This window comes from Actinomadura sp. GTD37 (genome assembly GCF_041951365.1).
Lineage (GTDB): Bacteria > Actinomycetota > Actinomycetes > Streptosporangiales > Streptosporangiaceae > Spirillospora.
This window is the reverse complement of the sequence record NZ_JBGNUS010000002.1, coordinates 19,052-38,600: the sequence shown is the minus strand read 5'-3', so window position 1 is coordinate 38,600 and position 19,549 is coordinate 19,052. Positions and strand designations below refer to the sequence as shown.

Sequence of the window (19,549 nt, the reverse complement as noted above, 5' to 3'; positions counted from 1 at the left end):
ACCCAGACCTGGACCGGTGATGTTGCCCCGTTCGGCGGACATGGTGACTGCTATCCGCATCATCGGCCTGGCTGGGAAGCCCGGTCAGTTTCCCGGCAATGCCGCCTTCGCCAGCTACGCCGGCGTCGCCCCCATCAAGATCGCCAGTGCCGATCGGGCACGCCACCGGCTGTCCCGCAGTGGGAACCGGTAACTGAACTCGGCGCTGCACACGATCGCCATCACTTAGATCCGAATGCCCGGCAGCCTCGGCAACATCTACTACAAAGAACAAGATCGCCGAAGGCAGGACCCCCCCGTGAAGCTCAGCGCGGCGGTGGTGACCCAGTCTTCGGCGGTGGCTCGCGTCCAGTGCGGGCCGTCGGCGTAGGCGGTGAGGGCACGGTCGAGGGCGAGTGCGACCAGGGCGATGAGGGCGAGGATCGCGATGCGGCTGGGCATGGGAGGCAGGTGGGGGGCGGGCCGGCCTTCGAACAGCATGGCGACGATGAGGACGGCGCCGATCACGCAACCGCAGACCGCGCTGATCGCCGCTGGCGACCATCCGGCAAGTTCGCGGAGGGCCATGCAGGTGAGGGCACCAGAGCGATGACGAGGACGTTGCCCGCGAGCAGGCGCGGCGCGCACGCCGGGCGAGGATGTTGGCTGGCCAGCCGCGCAGGGTAATGGAGATCACTGCCTGCCAGGCACCGACCACGGTGCGTGCCGAGCCGAAGTCGGGAGCGGCGACGGGGCCGCCGGGCTTCGCAGCCCGGCGGTGGCCCGCTCTGTGGCCGGAACGGCGTCGTGGTTGACGAGCAGGAGATACGCGCCGGCTCCGATCGCACAGGTGAGCACGAGCGCGGCGACGCCGGAGGACAGCGGCCCAGGCCGGCCAGCGGCCATCCTCGCAGACCAGGGTCAGTTGGAGCATGGCGGTGAACACCGCGGCCGCCGGGGCAGCGTCGCCGGGAACGTGGCCGGGATGGCGTGCCCGGGCTCGGCCTGGAAGACGCCCCGCAGGTCGGAGCGTTCCACGAGGGTCTGCCCGGCGATGGCCATCAGCATCACGGCGGCGACTGCGAGCAGAGTGGTGTCTGGACCGCCCCCGCGATGTTGGAGGCTCAGATCGTTGGTTCTCAGCCGGCCCGGGCCGCTGTGCCACGGGACCGGTGGAACGCTTCCTCGTACTCGCGCGGAGGGATGTTCCCGCAGTAGGAATGCATCCTTTCGGTGTTGTACCACGCCACCCATTCCATCGTGGCGATCGTCACGTCCATGATGTTTTCCCCAGCCACCATGGAAGTCGATGAGTTCCTTCTTGCAGAGGCTGTTGAGTGACTCGGCGGCGGCGTCGCCGAAGGAATCGCCCTTGCTGCCGACCGACCGGGCCGCGCCGATCTGATCCAGCCGCTCGGCGTACCGGATCGCCGTATATTGCACGCCCCTGTCGCTGTGATGGACCAAGCCGTCGTCGATGCCGCCACGCGACCAGATCGCCATTTCCAGCGCGTCCAAGGCCAGTTCGGCGCCCAGGTGATCGGTGACCTGCCACCCCACAACGGCCCGGGAGAACAAGCCCTGCACGAACGCTGCGCACACCCACCCGGCGGCGGTGTCGACATAGGTGATGTCAGCCACCCACCGCCTGTTGGGGGCGTCCGCGGTGAAGTCGCGTTCCAGCAGGTCACCCAGCCGATCCGCGCCCGCCACCGTGGCCCGGGGCCGCTTACGGGACGCGCACACCCCGGCGATGCCCAACTCGCGCATCAGCCGCTCCACCGTCCACCGGGCGACCTGAACACCTGCACGATTCAGATGCGTCCACACCTCCCGCGCCCCGTACACCCGCCGGCCCGGACCTTCCCACACCCGCACGATCTCCTTCTTCAACCATTCGTCACGCACCGCACGAGCCGACGGTTCGGCCTCGCGTTTCCTCGCCGCCCAATACATCGACGGCGCACACTCCAGCACAGCGCAGACCGGCTCCACCCGAAACCGCTCCCGATGGAAACCGATGAACTCGACTAGCACGGCAGCTTCGGGCCGAGTTCCCGGACGAAATACGCGCTGACGGCCTTCAGGATCTCGTCCGCCCGCCGCAACTCACGGTTCCCACGCTCCAGCTCGGCGATCCTTTGCGCATCGCCGGCCGTGGTCCCCCGACGCAGCCCGCCATCGACCTCGGCCTGCCGGATCCAGGCCCGCAACGCCTCACGACGCACCCCGAGCCGGTCGGCCACCCGGGCGATCGACCCGGTCCTCTCACCCGTCTGCTCACGCAGCTCAAAGACCATCCGGACCCCGCGTCCACACGGCTCAGGGGAGTACCCCCTCGGGGGTGCCACAGCCCCTCACCTTTCCCGGTATCAGGGCCTCCACCCAACCCGGGGCGCTCCACAGCTACCTGCTCAGTCGTTGCCTTCGGTCTCCTTCGGCTGTTCGCGGGGTCGGTGCGACGCCGTCGAGGAGGTTGGAGACCAGTCCGTCGACGAAGTGGTCGGTGACGGGTTCGTCCGGGATGAGGAGCCGGTGGTACACGGCTCCCCAGAGCTGGTCCACGATGATCTGCACGTCGACCTCGGGACGGATCTGGCCGAGTTCCTGCGCGCGTTGGAGGCGTTCGCCGGCGAGGCGGCGGCGGCGGGATGAATACAGCCGGCGAAAGGCGACGGACAGGTCCCCGTCGGTCTGGGATTGGCCGATCAGTTCGGTCAGCACCCGGCCGCCGGGGGTCGCGGTCATGAGTTTGCCGAAGGCGTGGAGTTGGCTGATGAGGTCGGCGCGAACGTCGCCGGTGTCGGGGAACGCGAGCGTCTCCTCCACGACGTGGAAATAGCCGTCGAGTGCGAGTGCCCCCTTGGACGGCCACCATTTGTAGAGGGTCGTCTTGCTCACTCCGGCCTGGCGGGAGACGCGCTCGAAGGTGAGATCCGCGCTGCCCTCGCCCAGGAGGAGTTCCCCGACGGTTCGGAGGACGTCGGCGCGCACCTCCTCGGCGGGGCGACGCCCGCGTCCGCGGCTCGCGGGAGGCCGTGTCGGGGACGTCATCAGCTGATTCGCAGGTCGGCGATCAGCCCGTACCGCAGGACGAAGGCCAGCGGACTGGTGCCGTTGAAGCCGTTGCCGGTGACCTTCATGGTGACGACCCACGAGTCCGGGGCGTCACCGGGCTCGACGCCGAGGATCTCGAAGTGCGATTGCTTGCCGATGTTGTCGGTGCGGTCCCAGGAGCGGACGCCGCTCCGGCCGTGGAATTCCCGTCCCCAGTCGTTGAGGTAGGCGTCGTCGGTGAAGGCGGCGGCGAACCGTTCGGTGTCGCCGTCGTTGGTGGCCTCGACGAACTCGCGGATCGCCTCGGGAACATTGTTCTCGGTCATGATCGTAACTCCTATTCGTGTCGAGGAAACGTGCGGGTCTTCTCGGTCATGATGATCTGTTTTTCGGGGCCGAGGGGTCGAAATGCGGCGCGCCGGGTCAGGCGATCCCGCCGTTGGGGAAGACGACCTGGCCGTTGATCCAGCGGGACGGCCCGGCGAGGAAGGCGGCCACCTCGGCGATGTCCTCCGGGGTGCCGAGGTGCTCCAGCGGTGGGAGCTGGGCGAGGCGGCTGATCGTCTCCTCGTCCTTGCCCTCCAGGAAGAGCGGTGTGGCGGTCGGGCCCGGCGCGATCGCGTTGACGGTGATGTTCTTGCCGCGCAGCTCGCGGGCCAGGACGAGCGTCAGAGCTTCGACCGCCGCCTTGCTGGCGGCGTACGGGGCGTATGTCGGGTGCTGGAGCCGGGTCTGGCTGGTCGAGACGTTGATCAGCGCGCCGCCGCCGCGGAGCCTGTTGGCGGCGAGCTGGGAGACCACGAACGCACCGCGGATGTTGGTGCGGTGCATCCGGTCCAGGTCGGCCAGGTCCACGGTCGCGACCGGCGAGAGGATCATGATCCCCGCGGTGTTGACGACGACGTCGATCCCGCCGAACTCGGCCTCTGCCGCGTCGAAGACCCCGGCCATCGCGACCTCGTCGGCGACGTCCCCGCCGACCGCGATCGCCCGGCCGCCGACGGCGGTGACCGCGTCGACGATCTCTTGCGCCCGCCGCGCGTTGCCGAGGTAGTGGACGGCGACCGCGAACCCGTCGCCGGCCAGCCGGTCGACCACGGCCCGGCCGATACCGCCGGAACCGCCCGTCACGATCGCGACTCGGGTGGTGGTGTCGGTGCTGCTCACGATATGCCCCCTGATGACGGATGTGGACGGTGCGTCCATATTAACCATAATATGGACGAGCCGTCCACTAATAGCTCGGCGAAAGCCGTGTGGCCCTGCCCGTCCTGCTCGCAGGTGAAACACGGAGCGCCTGCACCCACCAGCTCCGTGCACGGATAGGTTGAGCGCACATGGTGCGCGCATCACGTCCGTGTCCCTGCGGGGCCCGTGTGAGCGGTCGCCGGGCGCTTGGAGGGCTGGTGGGGGACGTCTCTCGGTCGGAGCAGAGCACAGAGCGGATGATCGACCGGTTCAGCGAGCGGGGTGTGCTCGACGGGCTCGTCGACACGGTTCGGGCGGGGCACAGTCAGGTTCTGGTGCTGCGCGGCGAAGCGGGGATGGGCAAGACCGTCCTGCTGGAATACCTGACCGGGCGGGCATCGGAATGCCGGGTGGCGCGGGTGGCCGGGGTCCAGTCGGAGATAGAGCTGGCCTTCGCGGGTTTGCACCAGCTGTGCGCGCCGATGCTCGACCATCTGGAGGCGCTGCCGGAACCGCAGCGTGACGCGCTGCGGACGACGTTCGGGATCAGTTCAGGGCCGCCGCCGGACCGGTTCCTGCTCGGGCTGGCCGTGCTGGGGCTGCTGTCGGAGGCCGCCGGGCAGAAACCGCTGATCTGCCTGGTGGACGACTACCAATGGCTGGACGGCGAGTCCGCGCAGACCCTCGGTTTCGTCGCCCGGCGGCTGGCGGCCGATCCGGTGGGGCTGGTGTTCGCGACCCGGGTGCCGGCCGAGGGGCTGAGCGGGCTGCCGGAACTCGTGGTGGACGGGCTGCGGGAGGCGGACGCGCGGGAACTGCTGGAGTCGGTGCTCGTCGGGACGCTGGACGCGCGGGTCAAGGAGCTCCTCGTGGCCGAGACCCGCGGGAACCCGCTGGCCCTGCTCGAACTGCCGCGGGGGCTGACGCCCGAGCAGCTGGCCGGCGGGTTCGGGCTGCTGGACGCGGCGCCGCTGTCCGGCCGGATCGAGGAGAGCTTCCGGCGCCGGCTGGACGCCCTGCCCGCCGAGTCGCGGCGGCTGCTGCGGCTGGCCGCGGCCGAGCCGTCGGGTGACCCGTTGCCGGTCTGGCGCGCCGCCGCTGCCCTCGGCATCTCCGTCCGGGCGGCGGAGCCGGCCGTCCAGGCCGACCTGCTGCGGCTCGGCGCGCGAGTCCGGTTCCGGCATCCGCTGGCGCGTTCGGCGGCGTACTGGTCGGCGGCGCCGGACGAGCGGCGGCGGTTCCACGCCGCGCTGGCGGAGGTGACCGATCCCGCGGCCGATCCCGACCGGCTCGCCTGGCACCGGGCCGCGGCGGCCCCGGACCCGGACGAGGACGTCGCCGCCGAGCTGGAGCGGTCGGCCGAGCGCGCCCAGGCCCGCGGCGGGCTGGCGGCGGCGGCCGCGTTCCTGGAGCGCGCGGTGCTGCTGACTCCCGACCCGGCGCGCCGCGCCGTGCGGGCGCTCGCCGCGGGGGAGGCCAAGCATCAGGCCGGGGCGCCGGACGCCGCGGCCGAGCTGCTGACCATGGCGGAGACGGGGCCGCTGGACGAGTTGGGCCGCGCGCGGCTCAGCCGGGCGCGGGGGCAGATGGCGTTCAGCGTGCGCAGCGGTGACGCTCCGCTGCTGCTGCTCGATGCCGCCCGGCGGTTCGAGGAGCTGGACGCCCGGCCGGCCCGGGAGACCTACCTTGAGGCGCTGACGGCGGCGCTATCGGTGGCCGACCGCCGCAGCGCCGTCGGGGGCCTGGACGTGGCGCGGGCGGCACTCGCCGCGCGGGCGCGGGCGGACGGCGCCCGGGCGCCCGACCTGCTCCTCGATGCGATGGCGACGCTGATCGCGGACGGGTATCCGGCCGGGGCGCCCGCCATGCGGCGGGCACTCGGTGTGTTCCGTGAAGAGGATCTTCCCGTCGGTGACCAACTGCGCTGGCTGTTCGCGGCCACGCGGTGCTCCATCGACGTCTGGGACGGCGAGGGCTGGCTGGAGCTGTCCGGCCGGCAGGTCGAGCTGGCCCGCTCGGCGGGAGCGCTCTCGCTGCTGCCGTTCGCGCTCACCCAGCGGCTGGGGGCCTTGCTGCGCGCCGGGCAGTTCGCGGCGGCCACGGCGGTCGCCGACGAGATCCTCGTGATCAGGGAGGCGACGGCGAACAACGCGCCCGATCTCGGCACGATGACGCTGGCGGGGTGGCAGGGCCGCAGCGAGGAGGCCCTCGGCCTGATCGACCGGCATGTGCGCGACATGAAGGCGCGGGGGCAGGGATATGCGGTGAGCCTCGCCCATTGCACCGCCGCCATGATGTGCAACGGGCTCGGACGGCACGAGGACGCCCTGGCGTCGGCCGAGCTGGCCATCGATCATCCCGAAGAGCTCGCGTTCGCCAGCCTGGCGCTGGTCGAGCTGATCGAGGCGGCCGTCCTCTGCGGCCGTCCGGAACGGGCCGCCGCCGCCGCCGAGCGGCTCACCGAGTTGACGCGACCGTCCGGGACCGGGTGGGGCCTGGGCGTGGAGGCGCGCTCACGGGCGCTGCTCGGCGAGGGAGCCGAGGCCGAACGGCTGTACCGGGAGGCGATCGACCGGCTGAGCGCGACCTGCTTCCGCTCGGAACTGGCCCGCGCCCATCTGCTCTACGGCGAGTGGCTGCGTCGCGAGCGCCGCCGGAGTGACGCGCGCGGCCAGCTGCGGACCGCCTGCGCCATGTTCGAAGGGGCGCGGATGGACCCGTTCCTCGACCGGGCCGGGCGCGAGCTGCGGGCCACCGGCGAGACCGCCCGCCGGCGCACCATGATCGTCGGCGCCGGGAAGCTCACCGCGCAGGAGGTCCAGATCGCCCGCCTGGCCCGGGACGGCCTGTCCAACCCGGAGATCGCCACGCGGATGTTCATCAGCGCGCGTACCGTGCAGTACCACCTGAGCAAGGTGTTCGCGAAGCTCGGCATCAACTCCCGCGGCGAACTCGGGCACACACTGCCGAACGACCACGATCCCGTTCCCGCCGGATGACCGGTGGATCCCGCGAAGGGCGCGCGTTATAGCCTCGGCGTGTGCGCACACCGCCGGCGAACGGGCCCGCTGTTCGGCTCGTGGGCCATAGCGCCGAATGCGGCTCGCTCGACCGTCTCGTCGAGGACGTCCGTGCGGGCGAGAGCCGGGCGCTGGTGCTCCATGGCGAGGCGGGTTCCGGGAAGACGGCGCTGCTGGAGTACACGGCCGAGCGGGCGTCCGGCTGCTGTGTCGCGCGCGTGTCGGGTGTCCAGTCGGAGATGGAGCTGGCGTTCGCCGGGCTGCACCAGCTGTGCGCGCCGATGCTGGACCATCTCGAAGGTCTTCCACCACCCCAGCGGGACGTCCTGAGGAGCGCGTTCGGGATGCGGACGGGGCCGCCGCCCGACCTGTCCCTGGTCGGTCTCGCGGTCCTCGCCCTGCTGTCGGACGTGGCCGCGGAGCGCCCGCTGCTGTGCCTGGTGGACGACCAGCAGTGGCTCGATGACGCCTCGGTCCAGGCGCTGTCGTTGGCCGGGCGCCGGCTGGGTGCGGAATCGATCGGCATGGTGTTCGCGACCCGCGACCTGGGCGACCACCTGGCGGGGCTACCGGATCTGGCGATCGGCGGCCTGCGGGCGGAGGACGCGCGGGCCTTGCTGGAGTCGGTGATGTCCGGACCGCTGGACGCCAGGATCCGCGACCAGATCATCGCCGAGACGCGGGGCAATCCGCTGGCGCTGCTGGAGCTGTCCCGGTGGCTGACGGGGGAGCGGCTGGCGGGCGGGTTCGGCCTCCCCGGCGCCGCGCCGCTCCCGGGCGGCGCCGAGCCGATCTTCAGGGAGCGGATCGGCACCCTCCCCGAGGCGAGCCGGCGCCTGCTGCTGCTGGCGGCCGCCGATCCGACGGGAGACGCGGCGCTGGTGTGGCGCGCGGCCGGGCGCCTCGACATCGCCGCAGGTGCCGCGGTACCCGTGACGGAGGCGGAGCTGGCCGAGTTCGGAACCCGGGTGCGGTTCCGCCACCCGCTGGTGCGCACGGTCGCCTACCGGTCGGCGGCGCCCGGGGAGCGGCAGGCCGTCCACCGCGCTCTCGCGGAGGCCACGGACCCGCTGCGCGGCCCCGAACGCCGTGCCTGGCACCGGGCGCAGGCCGCGCCGGGCCCGGACGAGGAGGTCGCCGGGGAACTGGAACGTTCCGCTGGCCGGGCACGGGCACGGGGCGGCCTCGCCGCCGCGGCGGCGTTCCTGGAACGCGCGGCGGCGCTGACGCCCGACCCGCCGCGCCGGGCCCGGCGGGCACTGGCCGCGGCGCTCGCGAAGTTCCAGGTCGGCGCCTTCGACGCGGCCCACAACCTGGTGGCCGTCGCGGAAGCCGGGCCGCTGGACGAACTCCAGCACGCCCGGGCCGATCTGCTCAGGGCCCGGCTCGCCTTCATGGCCAGCCGCGGCGACGACGCGCCGCCCCTGCTCATGAAGGCCGCCGAGCGGCTCGGCCCGGTCGACGCCGCCCTTTCCCGGGCCACCTACCTGGAGGCGCTGAACGCGGCGATGTTCGCGGGCCGGCTGGCCCGGCCGGGCGGCGACGCGCCGCACGTCGCCCGTGCGGCGCTCGCGTTGCCGCGGCCGGCGTCCCCGAGCGCGTCCGATCTGCTCCTGGACGGCTTCGCGACGTACTTCACCGAAGGCTTCGCGGCGGGCCTGCCGATCCTGCGCCGGGCCCTGGACGCCTTCGACGCCGCCATGTCCGCGGACGAGGAACTGCGCTGCCTGTGGCTCGGGTGCGTCGCGGCGCTGCAGGTGTGGGACGACGACCGCTGGGACGCGCTCTCCGGCCGGTACGTCCGGCTGGCCCGGGAGGCCGGCGCGCTCAGCGAGCTGCCCCGTGCCCTCAGCATGCGCGCCCAGCTGCTCCTGTCCACCGGCGACCTGGCCGCGGCGGCGTCGCTGGTGGACGAGGTCCAGGCCCACGCCGAGGCGACGGCGGGCAACCTCACGCCCTATGGCGCCGTCGGCCTCGCGGCGCGGCGCGGGCATAAAGCGCGGACCCGGGCCCTGGTTGAGGCGGCCACCAGGGAATCGGCGGTGCGCGGCGAGGGGATCGGCATCGCCGCGGCCGAGCTGGCGGCCGCGATCCTCGACAACGGACTCGGCCACTACTCCGAGGCGATGGCCTCGGCCCGGCGGGCCGCCGCGCACCCGCGCGACCTGGGCATCGCGAACTGGGCCGCGGTCGAGCTGATCGAGGCGGCCGTCCGCAGCGGGGACGGCGCGGCGGCGGCCGACGCCTACCACCGGCTCGCCGGGACGACCGGCGCGAGCGGCACCGCGTGGGCGCTCGGGGTCGAGGCGCGTTCGGGCGCGCTGCTCACCGACGGCGCGGACGCCGAGCGCCGGTACGCGGAGGCGATCACCTGCCTCGGCCGCACCCGGATGCGCTCGGAGCTGGCCCGCGCCCACCTCCTCTACGGCGAATGGCTGCGCCGGCGGCGGCGCCGCGTCGAAGCGCGCGAGCAGCTGCGCACCGCCGGGAACATGCTGGAGGCGATGGGCCTGGACGCGTTCGCCGAACGGGCCCGCCGCGAACTGCTGGCCACCGGCGAGACCGCCCGCAAGCGCACCGTCCCGGCGACGGGCGAGCTGACCGCCCAGGAGGCGCAGATCGCCCGGCTGGCCCGCGACGGGCTGTCGAACCCGGAGATCGCCAGCCGGTTGTTCATCAGCGCCCGGACCGTCCAGTACCACCTGGGCAGAGTCTTCACAAAGCTCGGTATCACCTCGCGCACCCAGCTCGACCGCGCCCTGCGCTAGCTAGCCGCGGGCCACAGGCTGGCCAGTCGCACTGTGCACTTACCGATGCGAGTCCAGGCGCTCCGATCCGACCATGGCGGTAGTTCCGCATAGCCGCCGTCCCGCCGGTCGGCCGGCGGAGAGTCGTCGGAACGAACTGGATGGAACCGTGACATTCTCCGAATCCGGGCCGATCATCTCGCGGTTGCGCGGGCGCGAATCGGAACTGGCCTCCCTGCGCAAGCTCCTCAACGGCCCGCCCGACGGGGACGGGGTGCTCGTCCTGCGCGGCGGCGCGGGAATCGGCAAGTCGTCCCTGCTCGGCGCCGCCGTGGAGGAGGCGGCGAGCCTGGGCATGGAGACGGTCTCCCTCACCGCCGTGCAGGCCGAGTTCCGGCTTCCCTTCGCCGCCGCCCACACGCTGCTCGACCTGCTCGGCGGCACCGTGCCGCCGCAGGCGGACGGCGGCCGGGAGCGGTACCACTTCCAGCTCGCCCTGGCCCTGCTCACGGCGGCGACCGCGCGGGCGGCACAGGGGCCGCTGCTGCTCCTGGTGGACGACGCGCAGTGGCTGGACGCGCCGAGCTGGGAGGCCCTGGCGTTCGTCGGGCGGCGTCTGGCGGCGGACCCGGTGCTGCTGATCCTCGCGATGCGGGACGGCGCCGAGACCGAGTCGCGGCTGGGCGGCCTGCCGGTGACCGAGTTGCGGGTGGAGCCGCTGCCGGACGACGCCGCCGCCCAGCTGCTGGACGAGCGCGCGCCCGGCCTGGCGCCGCCGCTGCGCGCCCGGGTGCTGGCCGAAGCCGTCGGCAACCCGCTGGCCCTCACCGAACTCGCGGTGACCGCGGCCCGTATCGGCGAGAAGGGCCTGCTTCCGGCCGCGCTGCCGCTGACGGCCCGGATGGAGCGCACCTTCGCCGCCGCCGTGGCGGAACTGCCCGCCGCGACCCGCGCACTCCTCCTGGTGGCCGCGCTCGACGAAGGCGACCGGCTCGACGAGATCCTCGCGGCCGGCGGCACCATGTCGGCCCCCGGCCCTGAGGTGGCGGACCTGGAACCGGCCGTCGCGGCGCGCCTGGTCGACGTGGACGACGCCTACCAGCTCCGTTTCCGCCATCCCCTGATCCGGTCGGCGATCCAGCAGCAGGCCGGGCCGTCCCGGCGGCAACGGGCGCACGCCGCGCTCGCCCGCGCGATCACCGATCCCGACCGTGCGGTGCGGCACCGCGCGGCGGCCACCGTCGGCACGGACGAGCGCGTCTCCGCCGACCTGGACGATCTCGCCGTCCGGCTGCACCGGCGCGGCGCGTCCGGCGAGGCGGCACGGACCTGGGAGCAGGCCGCCCGGCTCACCGGGAACCGCGGCCGGCGGGCGAGCCTGCTGCTGCGGGCCCTGGAGGCGAGGCTGGAACTCGCCGACCGCGGCGAGGTGGAACGGCTGCTGCGCGCGATCGCCCCCGACGACCTGCCCGCCGAGGACCGCGTCGTCCTGCAGTGGCTGTCGGACATCGAGGTCGGCGTCTGGTCGGGCGCCACACGGCTGCCCGGCCATCTCGCCGCCGCCGAACGGCTGCGGCGGTCCGGCCGCGACGAGCGGGCGCTGGAGGTCCTCGACCGCATCGCGGTGCGCACGTACTTCTCCAACCCCGACGACGGGCTGCGCGGCGAGATCGTCGCGCTGCTCGAACGCCTCGACCTGCCAGCGCTGGCGCCGCGGCTCGTCACGACCCTCGGCCTGTCCGCGCCGGTCGAACGGGGCGCGGTGGTCGTCGAGCGGCTGGACGCCCTGCTGGAACGGCCGGGCCTCACCGGGACGGAACTCGCCGGCCTCACCGCCGCCGCGACCGGCGTCGGCGCGCTCGGGGCGGCGGCGCGGCTGGCCGCCGAAGGGGTGGCCCAGAACCGCCGGGAGGGCAACCTCGTCTCGCTGACCTGGGCACTCGCCCATCAGACATGGTCGGCGGTGCAGCGGGGCGACGCCTTCCTCGGACGCACCGCGGCGGCCGAGGCCGAGGCGCTCGCCGTCGAGACCCGCCAGCTCAACTTCGTGGTGCCCGTCATGCTCAACCGCGCGCACGCGGAGGCCCTGCGCGGCGACGGCGAGGCCGTGCGCGCCATCACCGGGGAATGCGAACGCGCGCTCCTGGCGAACGGCGCCCATCCCCTGCTCTGCCTGGTCCGGATCGCCCGCGGCGTGGCCGCGCTCGCCGCTGGGCGCCATGCCGAAGCCCACGACGAGCTCGACGCCGTCTTCACGCCGTCCGCGGCTGGCTACCACCCGTACGCCCGGTTCTCGGTGCTCGTCCATATGGCCGAGGCCGGGGCGCACTGCGACCGCCGCGACCGGGTGGCGGCGCGCGTCCGCGAACTGGAACCGATCGGCGCCACCGGGGCCTCGCCGCTGCTGCGCGCGAACCTGCACTGCGCGAAGGCGCTGCTGGCACCGGACGCGGAGGAGGAGGGGGCGCTGCGCGCGGCGCTGGACGCCGACCTTACCGAGTGGCCCTTCGAACGCGCCCGCCTCCAGCTGGCCCTCGGCACCCGGCTGCGGCGCGCCCGCCCGTCCGCCGCGCGGGCCGTGCTGCGCGCCGCCGCCGAGACGTTCGGCGCTCTCGGCGCGCGGCCCTGGGCCGACCGCGCGCACGCCGAGCTGCGCGCCTCCGGGGAGACCCGGCGCCGCCGGTCCGACACGGTCGACCAGCTCACCCCGCAGGAACTCCAGGTCGCCCGCCTGGTCGCGGAAGGGCTGACCAACCGGGAGATCGCGGGCCGGCTCTTCCTGTCACCACGGACGATCAGCACCCACCTCTACCGGATCTACCCGAAGGTCGGCGTCGCGTCGCGAACCGAGCTCGCCTCGCTGATGGCTCGCGATTACGTCATGTGACGCACGCTAGCTTCCGGGGCGCCTTCGTACCGTCGAACCACAGCCGGCGGCTCGCCGTCAGAACCGCAAGGAGCCTCATGTCGTCCGTCAGTACCGATGCCCGACTCCGCCCCGACGTGGGGAAATCCCGTCCGGCACCGTCCCGGCAGGTGCCATTCCGCCCGCCGGTGTCGTCCCCGCCGGGCCCTTCCGCCCTCATCGACGTGTGCCTGAACCGGCCGCGCGACGGGGTTCCGGGGATACGCGCCGCCGGGCGCTGCCGTCCCGCCCGCGACGGCGTGTCCGGTGACTTCATCGACGTTTTCCCCGCCTCCGGCGGGGGATGGGCCGCGGTGATCGGCGACGTCTGCGGCAACGGCGCGGAAGCGGCCGCGATCGCCGCCGCGGCGCACCGCGCCGTCCGGCGGACGGCCGGCTCCGACCTCGCTCCCCGTGACGTCCTCGGAACCTTCAACGCCGCGATGCTCAGCGAGATGGCGGAACGGGAGCGTTTCCTCACCGCCGTCTACGTCGACCTGCGGCTGCGGCCCGGGGGTGTGCGCGCCGCCGTGTGCTCCGCGGGCCACCCACCGGTGCTCGTGGCGCGCGCCGACGGCTCGGTCCACCAACTCGGCGCGGGCGGGACCGTGCTCGGCGTGACCGCCGACCCCCGGCTCGCCGAACGCTACGTCCTCCTGCAGCCCGGCGACACGATGCTGCTCTACACCGACGGCGTCACCGAGGCGCACCGCGACGGCGAGTACTACGGCGAGGACCGCCTCCGCCGGCTGCTGCGGCGGATCGGCGGATTCCCGCCGGCGGCCGTCGCCGAGCTGGTCGAACGCGCCGCCCTCCGGTTCGGCCGTCCCGACGAGTGCGACGACATCGCCGTCCTCGCCCTCCGCGTCGGCTGACCGCTACCGATCGTCCACGAACACGAGAGGAGCAACCGTCATGACCGCCATCGAATCCCGGCGCGACGTCCGGGGACCGGGTCCCGTACCGGTACCGCTCGACGTCAACGGTGTCCGACGCCTGGTCGAGCTCGAGCCGCGCACCAGCCTGCTCGACGCGCTGCGCGAGCAGCTCGGCCTGACCGGCAGCAAGAAGGGCTGCGACCAGGGCACCTGCGGTGCCTGCACGGTGTGGGTCGACGGGCGGCGGGTGCTCGCCTGCCTGACCCTGGCGATCGCCGCCGCCGGCCACGAGATCGTCACGATCGAGGGGGTGGCGGACGGCGACGAGCTGCACCCCATGCAGTGCGCCTTCATCTCGCACGACGCCTTCCAGTGCGGCTACTGCACGCCCGGGCAGATCATGTCGGCGATCAAGCTGATCGAGGAGGGCAACGCCGCGACCGACGCGGACATCGCCGAGTTCATGAGCGGCAACATCTGCCGCTGCGCCGCGTACCCGAACATCCGCGCGGCGATCCGCGAGGTCCGCGACCTGCGGGACGGTGCCGCATGAGGCCGCTGACCTACTGCCGCGCCGCCGGCGTCGACGACGCGATCGCCCTCGCGGCGGCGCGTCCCGGCAGCGCGTTCCTCGCCGGCGGGACGACCGAGGTGGACCTCATCCGGGCCGGCGTGTCCGGCACCCGCCACCTCGTCGACATCAACGACCTGCCGCTGTCCGCCGTCGAGGACGGGCCCGGCGGCGGCCTGCTCATCGGCGCGCTCGCGAGGATGAGCGACGTGGCGCGCACGCCGAGTGTGGCGCGGCGCTACCCGGCCGTCTCCCAGGCCCTGCTGCTCAGCGCCTCGGAGCAGTTGCGCAACATGGCGTCCATCGGGGGGAACCTGCGCCAGCGCACCCGCTGCGCCTACCTGCGCGACGGCGTCTCCCCCTGCAACAAGCGCGAGCCCGGCTCGGGCTGCGCGGCCCTGGAAGGGTGGAACCGCGGGCACGCGATCCTCGGCACGAGCGAGCACTGCATCGCCACGCACCCTTCCGACGTCGCGGTGGCGCTCGTGGCGTTCGACGCCGTCATCCAGACGATGGGGCCGGACGGCGAGCGCGCGATCCCGTCCGACGACTTCTTCCTGCTCCCGGGCACGACACCGGAGACCGAGCAGCCGATCGCGCCCGGCGAGCTGATCGTGGGGATCGCCCTCCTCGGTTCGCCGGTCGCCGCGCGCTCGACCTACCTGAAGTTCCGCGACCGGCAGTCGTACGAGTTCGCCCTCGTGTCGGTCGCGGCGGCGCTCGAAACCGACGACGGCATCGTCACCGACGCCCGCCTCGCCCTCGGCGGCGTCGGCACCAAGCCGTGGCGGGCGCGGCGCGCGGAGGCGACGCTCATCGGCGGCCCCGCGGACGAGGCGGCGTTCGGCCGGGCCGCGTCCGCCGAACTGGCGCACGCCGTCGCCCGCGAGCACAACGCGTTCAAGATCGAACTGGCGCGGCGCGCGATGGTGCGCGCGCTGTCCCGCAACCTGAAGGGGGCACGGCCATGACCGCGGTCGGAACGCCGGTTACGAGGGTGGACGGCCCGGCGAAGGTCACCGGTGCCGCCCGCTACTCCGCCGAGATCACACCGCCCGGGACGGTCCATCTCGCGATCGTCGGCGCGACGATCGCGAGCGGCCGGGTGACCGCCGCCGACACGGCCGCCGCGCTGGCGGCCGAGGGCGTCCTCGCCGTGCTCACCCACCGGAACCTGCCGAAGATCGCCGCACAGCCGCCCCTGCTGCCGTCGCTGGTGGGCCGGGCGGCGCCCGGCGAGACCTTCTTCCCGATGCAGGACGACGCCGTCCACTACGCCGGGCAGCCGGTGGCCCTCGTCGTCGCCGAGTCGTACGAGCAGGCCCATCACGCGGCGTCCCTCGTGCGCCTCTCCTACGAGACCGCACCGCCCGTCGCCACGATCGAGCGGGGACGCGACCAGGCGTACGAGGCGGATCGGCTGTTCGGCGGGCTGATGCCCGGCCGCAACGAGCGCGGCGACGTCGACGCCGCGCTGGTGGGCGCCGAGGTGCGGATCGACGCCGCCTACCAGATGGCGGCCAACCACCACAACGCGCTGGAGGCACCGTCGACCGTCGCAGTCTGGGAGGAAGGGCAGCTGACGCTCTACGAATCGACGATGGGGATCCGGGCCACCCAGCAGACCGTGGCCGAACTGCTCGGCCTGCCCATCGCGGACGTCCGGGTCATCACCCACTTCGTCGGCGGCGGATTCGGCTCCAAGGCGATGGTCTGGCCGCACACGACGCTGACCGCGATCGCGGCCCGCCACGTCGGCCGGCCCGTCAAGCTCATGCTCACCCGGCCGCAGGCGTTCGCCTCCACCGGGCACCGCGAGGAGCAGGAGCAGCGCATCGTCCTCGGCGCCGCCGCGGACGGCCGGCTGACCGCGATCAGGCACGAGAAACTGTCGATCACCTCGCCGTTCGACGACTGGGCCGAACCCGCGACCGGCGTCTCCGCGCAGCTGTACGCGTGCGACGACTATCTGGGAGTCCACAGCCTGATCAAGGGCAACACGATGACCCCGACCTTCACCCGCGGCCCCGGCGAAACTCTCGGAGTCTACGTGCTCGAAACGGCGATGGACGAGCTCGCCCAGGCCACCGGAACCGACCCGGTCGAGCTGCGGCTGCGCAACCGCGCGCCGGCCGACCCGAACGGCAACCCCTGGTCCAGCGACGGGCTGGCCGAGTGCCTGCGCCTCGGCGCCGAGCGGTTCGGCTGGGCGCGCCGCGACCCCGAACCGCGCACCACGCGCGACGGCGACTGGCTGATCGGCACCGGAATGGCGGCCGCCGCCTACCCGATCGCGTTCTTCATGCCGCCGCAGCGCGCCCGGGCCCGCATACTCGCCGACGGCAGCGCGACCGTGCAGACCTCGACGCAGGAATTCGGCACCGGCGTGCTGACGATGGCCACCCAGGTCGGCGCGGACGCGCTCGGCGTGCCGCTGCGCGACGTGCGGTTCGAAGCGGGCGACACCGACCTGCCGAACAGCTCGGCCGCGGTCGGCTCCGCCGGCGCCGGCATGGTCGGCTCCGCCGTGCATGCCGCCGGCACCGCGTTGCGCGAGCAACTCGTGGCGCTGGCCGTCGCCGACCCGGGGTCGCCACTGCACGGCGTCGGCGCGGGCTCGGTGACCGTGGCCGGGGGCCGCCTCACCTCGTCCGAGCGTCCCGGCGCCGCCGACGGCTATAGCGACCTGCTCGCGCGCAACCACATGTCCGACGCCGAGGCGACCGGCACGTGGCGTCCGCCGCCGCTCGACACCCCGCACGGGCTGCTGACCTTCGGCGCCCAGTTCGCCGAGGTGGCGGTGGATCCCCGGCTCGGCCTGGTCCGGGTCCGGCGGCTGGCCGGCGCGTTCGCGCCCGGACGCGTGCTCAACCCGCTCCTCGCCCGCAGCCAGCTGATGGGCGGCATGCTCTGGGGCACGAGCCAGGCCCTCCTGGAGGGCAACCGCATGGACCCGCGCTACGGCCGCTGGACCGCGAACAACCTGGCCGAATACCTCGTCCCGGTCAACGCCGACGCCCCGGACGTCACCGTCGACTTCGTCGAGGTGGACGACGCCGTGGTCGGCCCGCTCGGCGCCAAGGGCGTCGGCGAGATCGGCCAGGTCGGCGTCGCTGCGGCCATCGCCAACGCCGTCTTCCACGCGACCGGCCGCCGGATCCGCACACTGCCCATGACACCCGAGGCGGTCATGGACCCGGCGGACGGCGAGTGACGGCGATGATGTCCATCAATCCGACGGAACCCGGCCCGGCGGCGTCCGGCGACGAGCCGTCCCGCCATGGGCCCCTCGGGGGCGGCCCATGCCGGGACGCCCGGCCCGCGCAGCCCGCGCTCGGTCTGCGCGGGTTGGTGCTCGTCGTCCCCATCGCGGTGGCGCTCGCCATCGGCGCGGGCGGCGACGGCTCGGTCCTCGTGATCGGACCGCTCGTCACCTTATCGCTGCCGCTCGTCGTCATGGTCGCGTTCTGGTGGAACGGCCGGCCCGGGATACGGCTGCGGCCCGCATGGTCGGGATGGGCCGACACGGCGCTGATCGCCGCCGGCGCCGTCGTCCTGGCCGGGATCGGGCAGGCCGCCGTCGGCGGCTTCGACCTCGCCGGCCTGTTCGACCCGCACCCGGGGCCGGGCCACGTGCCGACCTTCCCGGCCACCCTGACCCTGGGCGGCGCGGCGTTCGTCGCGATGCTCCAGCTCACGCTGGTCGGCGAGGGCAGGCCACTGCACCGCCTGCCCCGCCTGCCCGCCGGGCTGCTCGCCGTGGCCGTCTCCTGGGCCATCGCGCTCGCCGTCTCCCGCACGCTCGTCCGGATCGACGCACCGGCCGGCTCGGACGTGACGGCGCACGGCGGGCCGGTGTCCGGCGCCGGCGCCGGCGCGGTGCTCATCTCGATCAGCGCCTGGCAGGTGCTCTTCTACGTCGTCTGGGGCGGTTGGCCGTACTCGCTGATCAACCGGTCCGCGGCGCGCCTGACCGTCGCCCACGTGACCGTGCTCGGCGGCGTCCTCACCTTCGCAGCCGGGCACGCGCTGGGGCTGGACGCCACGCGGATCGCCGCCCTCGCCGGCTGCTTCGCCGCCGCCGGGCTGCTGTTCGGAATGCTGTTCGAAGGCTGGATCCGGGGCCGCGCCGCACGCCCCGTGCTCCTCGTCCTCACGGCTGCCGCCGCGGCGCTCCTCGCGGCCGGCCTCGACGCGATCGCCGCAACCGTCCATTTCACGGATGCGGACACGGACGACTGGGTGGAGCACGCCTCACTCAACGCCCTGTCGACCTCGATCATCCTGCACGTCGCGATCGGCCGCCGTTGGCCCTTCGCGTCTCGGAGAGCCCTCTCCGAGAACAGCACTGGAAAGGAATGACCATGCCGTACATCACCGTCGGACACGAGAACACCGCCGACATCCGCCTCCATTACACCGACCTCGGCACCGGGCGGCCCGTCGTGCTCATCCACGGCTTCCCGCTGAGCGGACGGGCCTGGGAGCGGCAGGAGCGGGCCCTGCTCAACGCCGGCCGCCGGGTCATCACCTACGACCGCCGCGGCTTCGGCCAGTCCAGCCAGCCGTCCATCGGATACGACTACGACACGTTCGCCGCCGACCTGGCCGCGCTGGTCGAGGCCCTCGACCTCCGCGACTTCGACATCGCGGGCCATTCCATGGGCGGCGGCGAGGTCGCCCGCTACCTCGGCACCTATGGGACGGACCGGGTGCGCAGTGCCGCCATCATCGGCGGCGTCCCGCCCTACCTCCTTAAGACCCCCGAAACGCCCGACGGCGTCCCCCAGGAGGTCTTCGACGAGATCGCCGCGGCCCTCACCAGGGACCGGCTGGCCTACTTCACCGAGTGGAACCAGAACTTCTACAACCTCGACGAGAACCTCGGGACGCGGATCAGCGAGGAGGCCGTCCGCGACGCCTGGAACACCGCGGTGGGCGCGTCGCACACCGGCACGATCGCCTGCGTCGCCACCTGGCACACCGACTTCCGGGCCGACCTCCCGAAGATCGACATCCCGGTGCTGGTCGTGCACGGCACCGCCGACCGGGTCCTGCCGATCGAGGCGTGCGGACGGCCCACCCACGAGGCCATCGCCGGAAGCCGGTACGTCGCGATCGACGGGGCTCCGCACGGCCTGTGCTGGACCCACGCCGCCGAAGTCAACGACGCGCTCCTGACGTTCCTCGACAAGTAACGCGAA

Annotated in this window: 16 protein-coding genes; 10 read left to right on the top strand and 6 right to left on the bottom strand. The window is 73.4% G+C overall.

Annotation, left to right across the window (positions count from 1 at the left end; genetic code table 11):
• Nucleotides 1–19 precede the first annotated feature (19 nt).
• Complete coding sequence (locus ACA511_RS14295; RefSeq protein ID WP_375024770.1) at nt 20–193, top strand: transposase; 174 nt, start codon at nt 20–22, stop codon at nt 191–193.
• A 68-nt stretch (nt 194–261) separates the two neighbouring features.
• Here the strand turns inward: ACA511_RS14295 and ACA511_RS14290 are convergent, their stop codons facing one another.
• The 6 genes from ACA511_RS14290 to ACA511_RS14265 form a co-directional block, all read right to left on the bottom strand.
• Nucleotides 262–567 (bottom strand): hypothetical protein, encoded by a 306-nt coding sequence (locus ACA511_RS14290; protein ID WP_375024769.1) that lies wholly within the window; start codon nt 565–567, stop codon nt 262–264.
• A gap of 333 nt (nt 568–900) precedes the next feature.
• Nucleotides 901–2,016 carry an IS3 family transposase gene (locus tag ACA511_RS14285; protein WP_375024768.1) on the bottom strand — a complete coding sequence of 372 codons (1,116 nt, stop codon included), beginning with the start codon at nt 2,014–2,016 and terminating at the stop codon, nt 901–903.
• A complete protein-coding gene (locus tag ACA511_RS14280; protein ID WP_375024767.1) occupies nt 2,010–2,279 on the bottom strand; it encodes a transposase in 270 nt (89 codons plus the stop codon). Before ACA511_RS14280 ends, ACA511_RS14285 begins: the two co-directional genes overlap by 7 nt.
• Nucleotides 2,280–2,385: 106 nt before the next feature.
• The gene (locus ACA511_RS14275) at nt 2,386–2,973 is read right to left on the bottom strand and encodes a TetR/AcrR family transcriptional regulator C-terminal ligand-binding domain-containing protein (protein WP_375024766.1); all 588 of its coding nucleotides are present in this window, start codon (nt 2,971–2,973) and stop codon (nt 2,386–2,388) included.
• A 59-nt stretch (nt 2,974–3,032) separates the two neighbouring features.
• On the bottom strand, nt 3,033–3,362 hold the full coding sequence (locus tag ACA511_RS14270) for a nuclear transport factor 2 family protein (RefSeq protein WP_375024765.1): 330 nt from the start codon (nt 3,360–3,362) through the stop codon (nt 3,033–3,035).
• A gap of 97 nt (nt 3,363–3,459) precedes the next feature.
• Entirely contained in the window at nt 3,460–4,242 is a 783-nt protein-coding gene (locus tag ACA511_RS14265; RefSeq protein ID WP_375024764.1) for an SDR family oxidoreductase, read from the bottom strand.
• A gap of 200 nt (nt 4,243–4,442) precedes the next feature.
• Here ACA511_RS14265 and ACA511_RS14260 point away from each other — a divergent pair, with 200 nt between their 5' ends.
• The 9 genes from ACA511_RS14260 to ACA511_RS14220 all read left to right on the top strand — a co-directional run bounded on the left by ACA511_RS14260 (nt 4,443) and on the right by ACA511_RS14220 (nt 19,543).
• Nucleotides 4,443–7,223 carry an AAA family ATPase gene (locus ACA511_RS14260; RefSeq protein WP_375024763.1) on the top strand — a complete coding sequence of 927 codons (2,781 nt, stop codon included), beginning with the start codon at nt 4,443–4,445 and terminating at the stop codon, nt 7,221–7,223.
• Between the two features lie 41 nt (nt 7,224–7,264).
• Nucleotides 7,265–10,012, top strand: coding sequence for an AAA family ATPase (locus ACA511_RS14255; RefSeq protein WP_375024762.1), 2,748 nt, complete (start codon nt 7,265–7,267; stop codon nt 10,010–10,012).
• 148 nt (nt 10,013–10,160) lie between these two features.
• Nucleotides 10,161–12,878 carry a LuxR C-terminal-related transcriptional regulator gene (locus tag ACA511_RS14250; protein WP_375024761.1) on the top strand — a complete coding sequence of 906 codons (2,718 nt, stop codon included), beginning with the start codon at nt 10,161–10,163 and terminating at the stop codon, nt 12,876–12,878.
• Between the two features lie 149 nt (nt 12,879–13,027).
• Nucleotides 13,028–13,771: a PP2C family protein-serine/threonine phosphatase gene (locus ACA511_RS14245; RefSeq protein WP_375024760.1), complete on the top strand. Its 744-nt coding sequence runs from the start codon at nt 13,028–13,030 to the stop codon at nt 13,769–13,771.
• 40 nt (nt 13,772–13,811) lie between these two features.
• Nucleotides 13,812–14,327, top strand: a complete 516-nt coding sequence (locus ACA511_RS14240) for a (2Fe-2S)-binding protein (protein ID WP_375024759.1) — start codon at nt 13,812–13,814, stop codon at nt 14,325–14,327.
• Entirely contained in the window at nt 14,324–15,316 is a 993-nt protein-coding gene (locus ACA511_RS14235) for an FAD binding domain-containing protein (protein WP_375024758.1), read from the top strand. The genes ACA511_RS14240 and ACA511_RS14235 overlap by 4 nt, the downstream gene beginning before the upstream one ends.
• The gene (locus ACA511_RS14230; protein ID WP_375024757.1) at nt 15,313–17,559 is read left to right on the top strand and encodes a xanthine dehydrogenase family protein molybdopterin-binding subunit; all 2,247 of its coding nucleotides are present in this window, start codon (nt 15,313–15,315) and stop codon (nt 17,557–17,559) included. The genes ACA511_RS14235 and ACA511_RS14230 overlap by 4 nt, the downstream gene beginning before the upstream one ends.
• An 8-nt stretch (nt 17,560–17,567) precedes the next feature.
• Entirely contained in the window at nt 17,568–18,707 is a 1,140-nt protein-coding gene (locus ACA511_RS14225) for a hypothetical protein (RefSeq protein WP_375024756.1), read from the top strand.
• Nucleotides 18,708–18,709: 2 nt separating this feature from the next.
• Nucleotides 18,710–19,543, top strand: a complete 834-nt coding sequence (locus ACA511_RS14220) for an alpha/beta fold hydrolase (RefSeq protein ID WP_375024755.1) — start codon at nt 18,710–18,712, stop codon at nt 19,541–19,543.
• Nucleotides 19,544–19,549 lie beyond the last annotated feature (6 nt).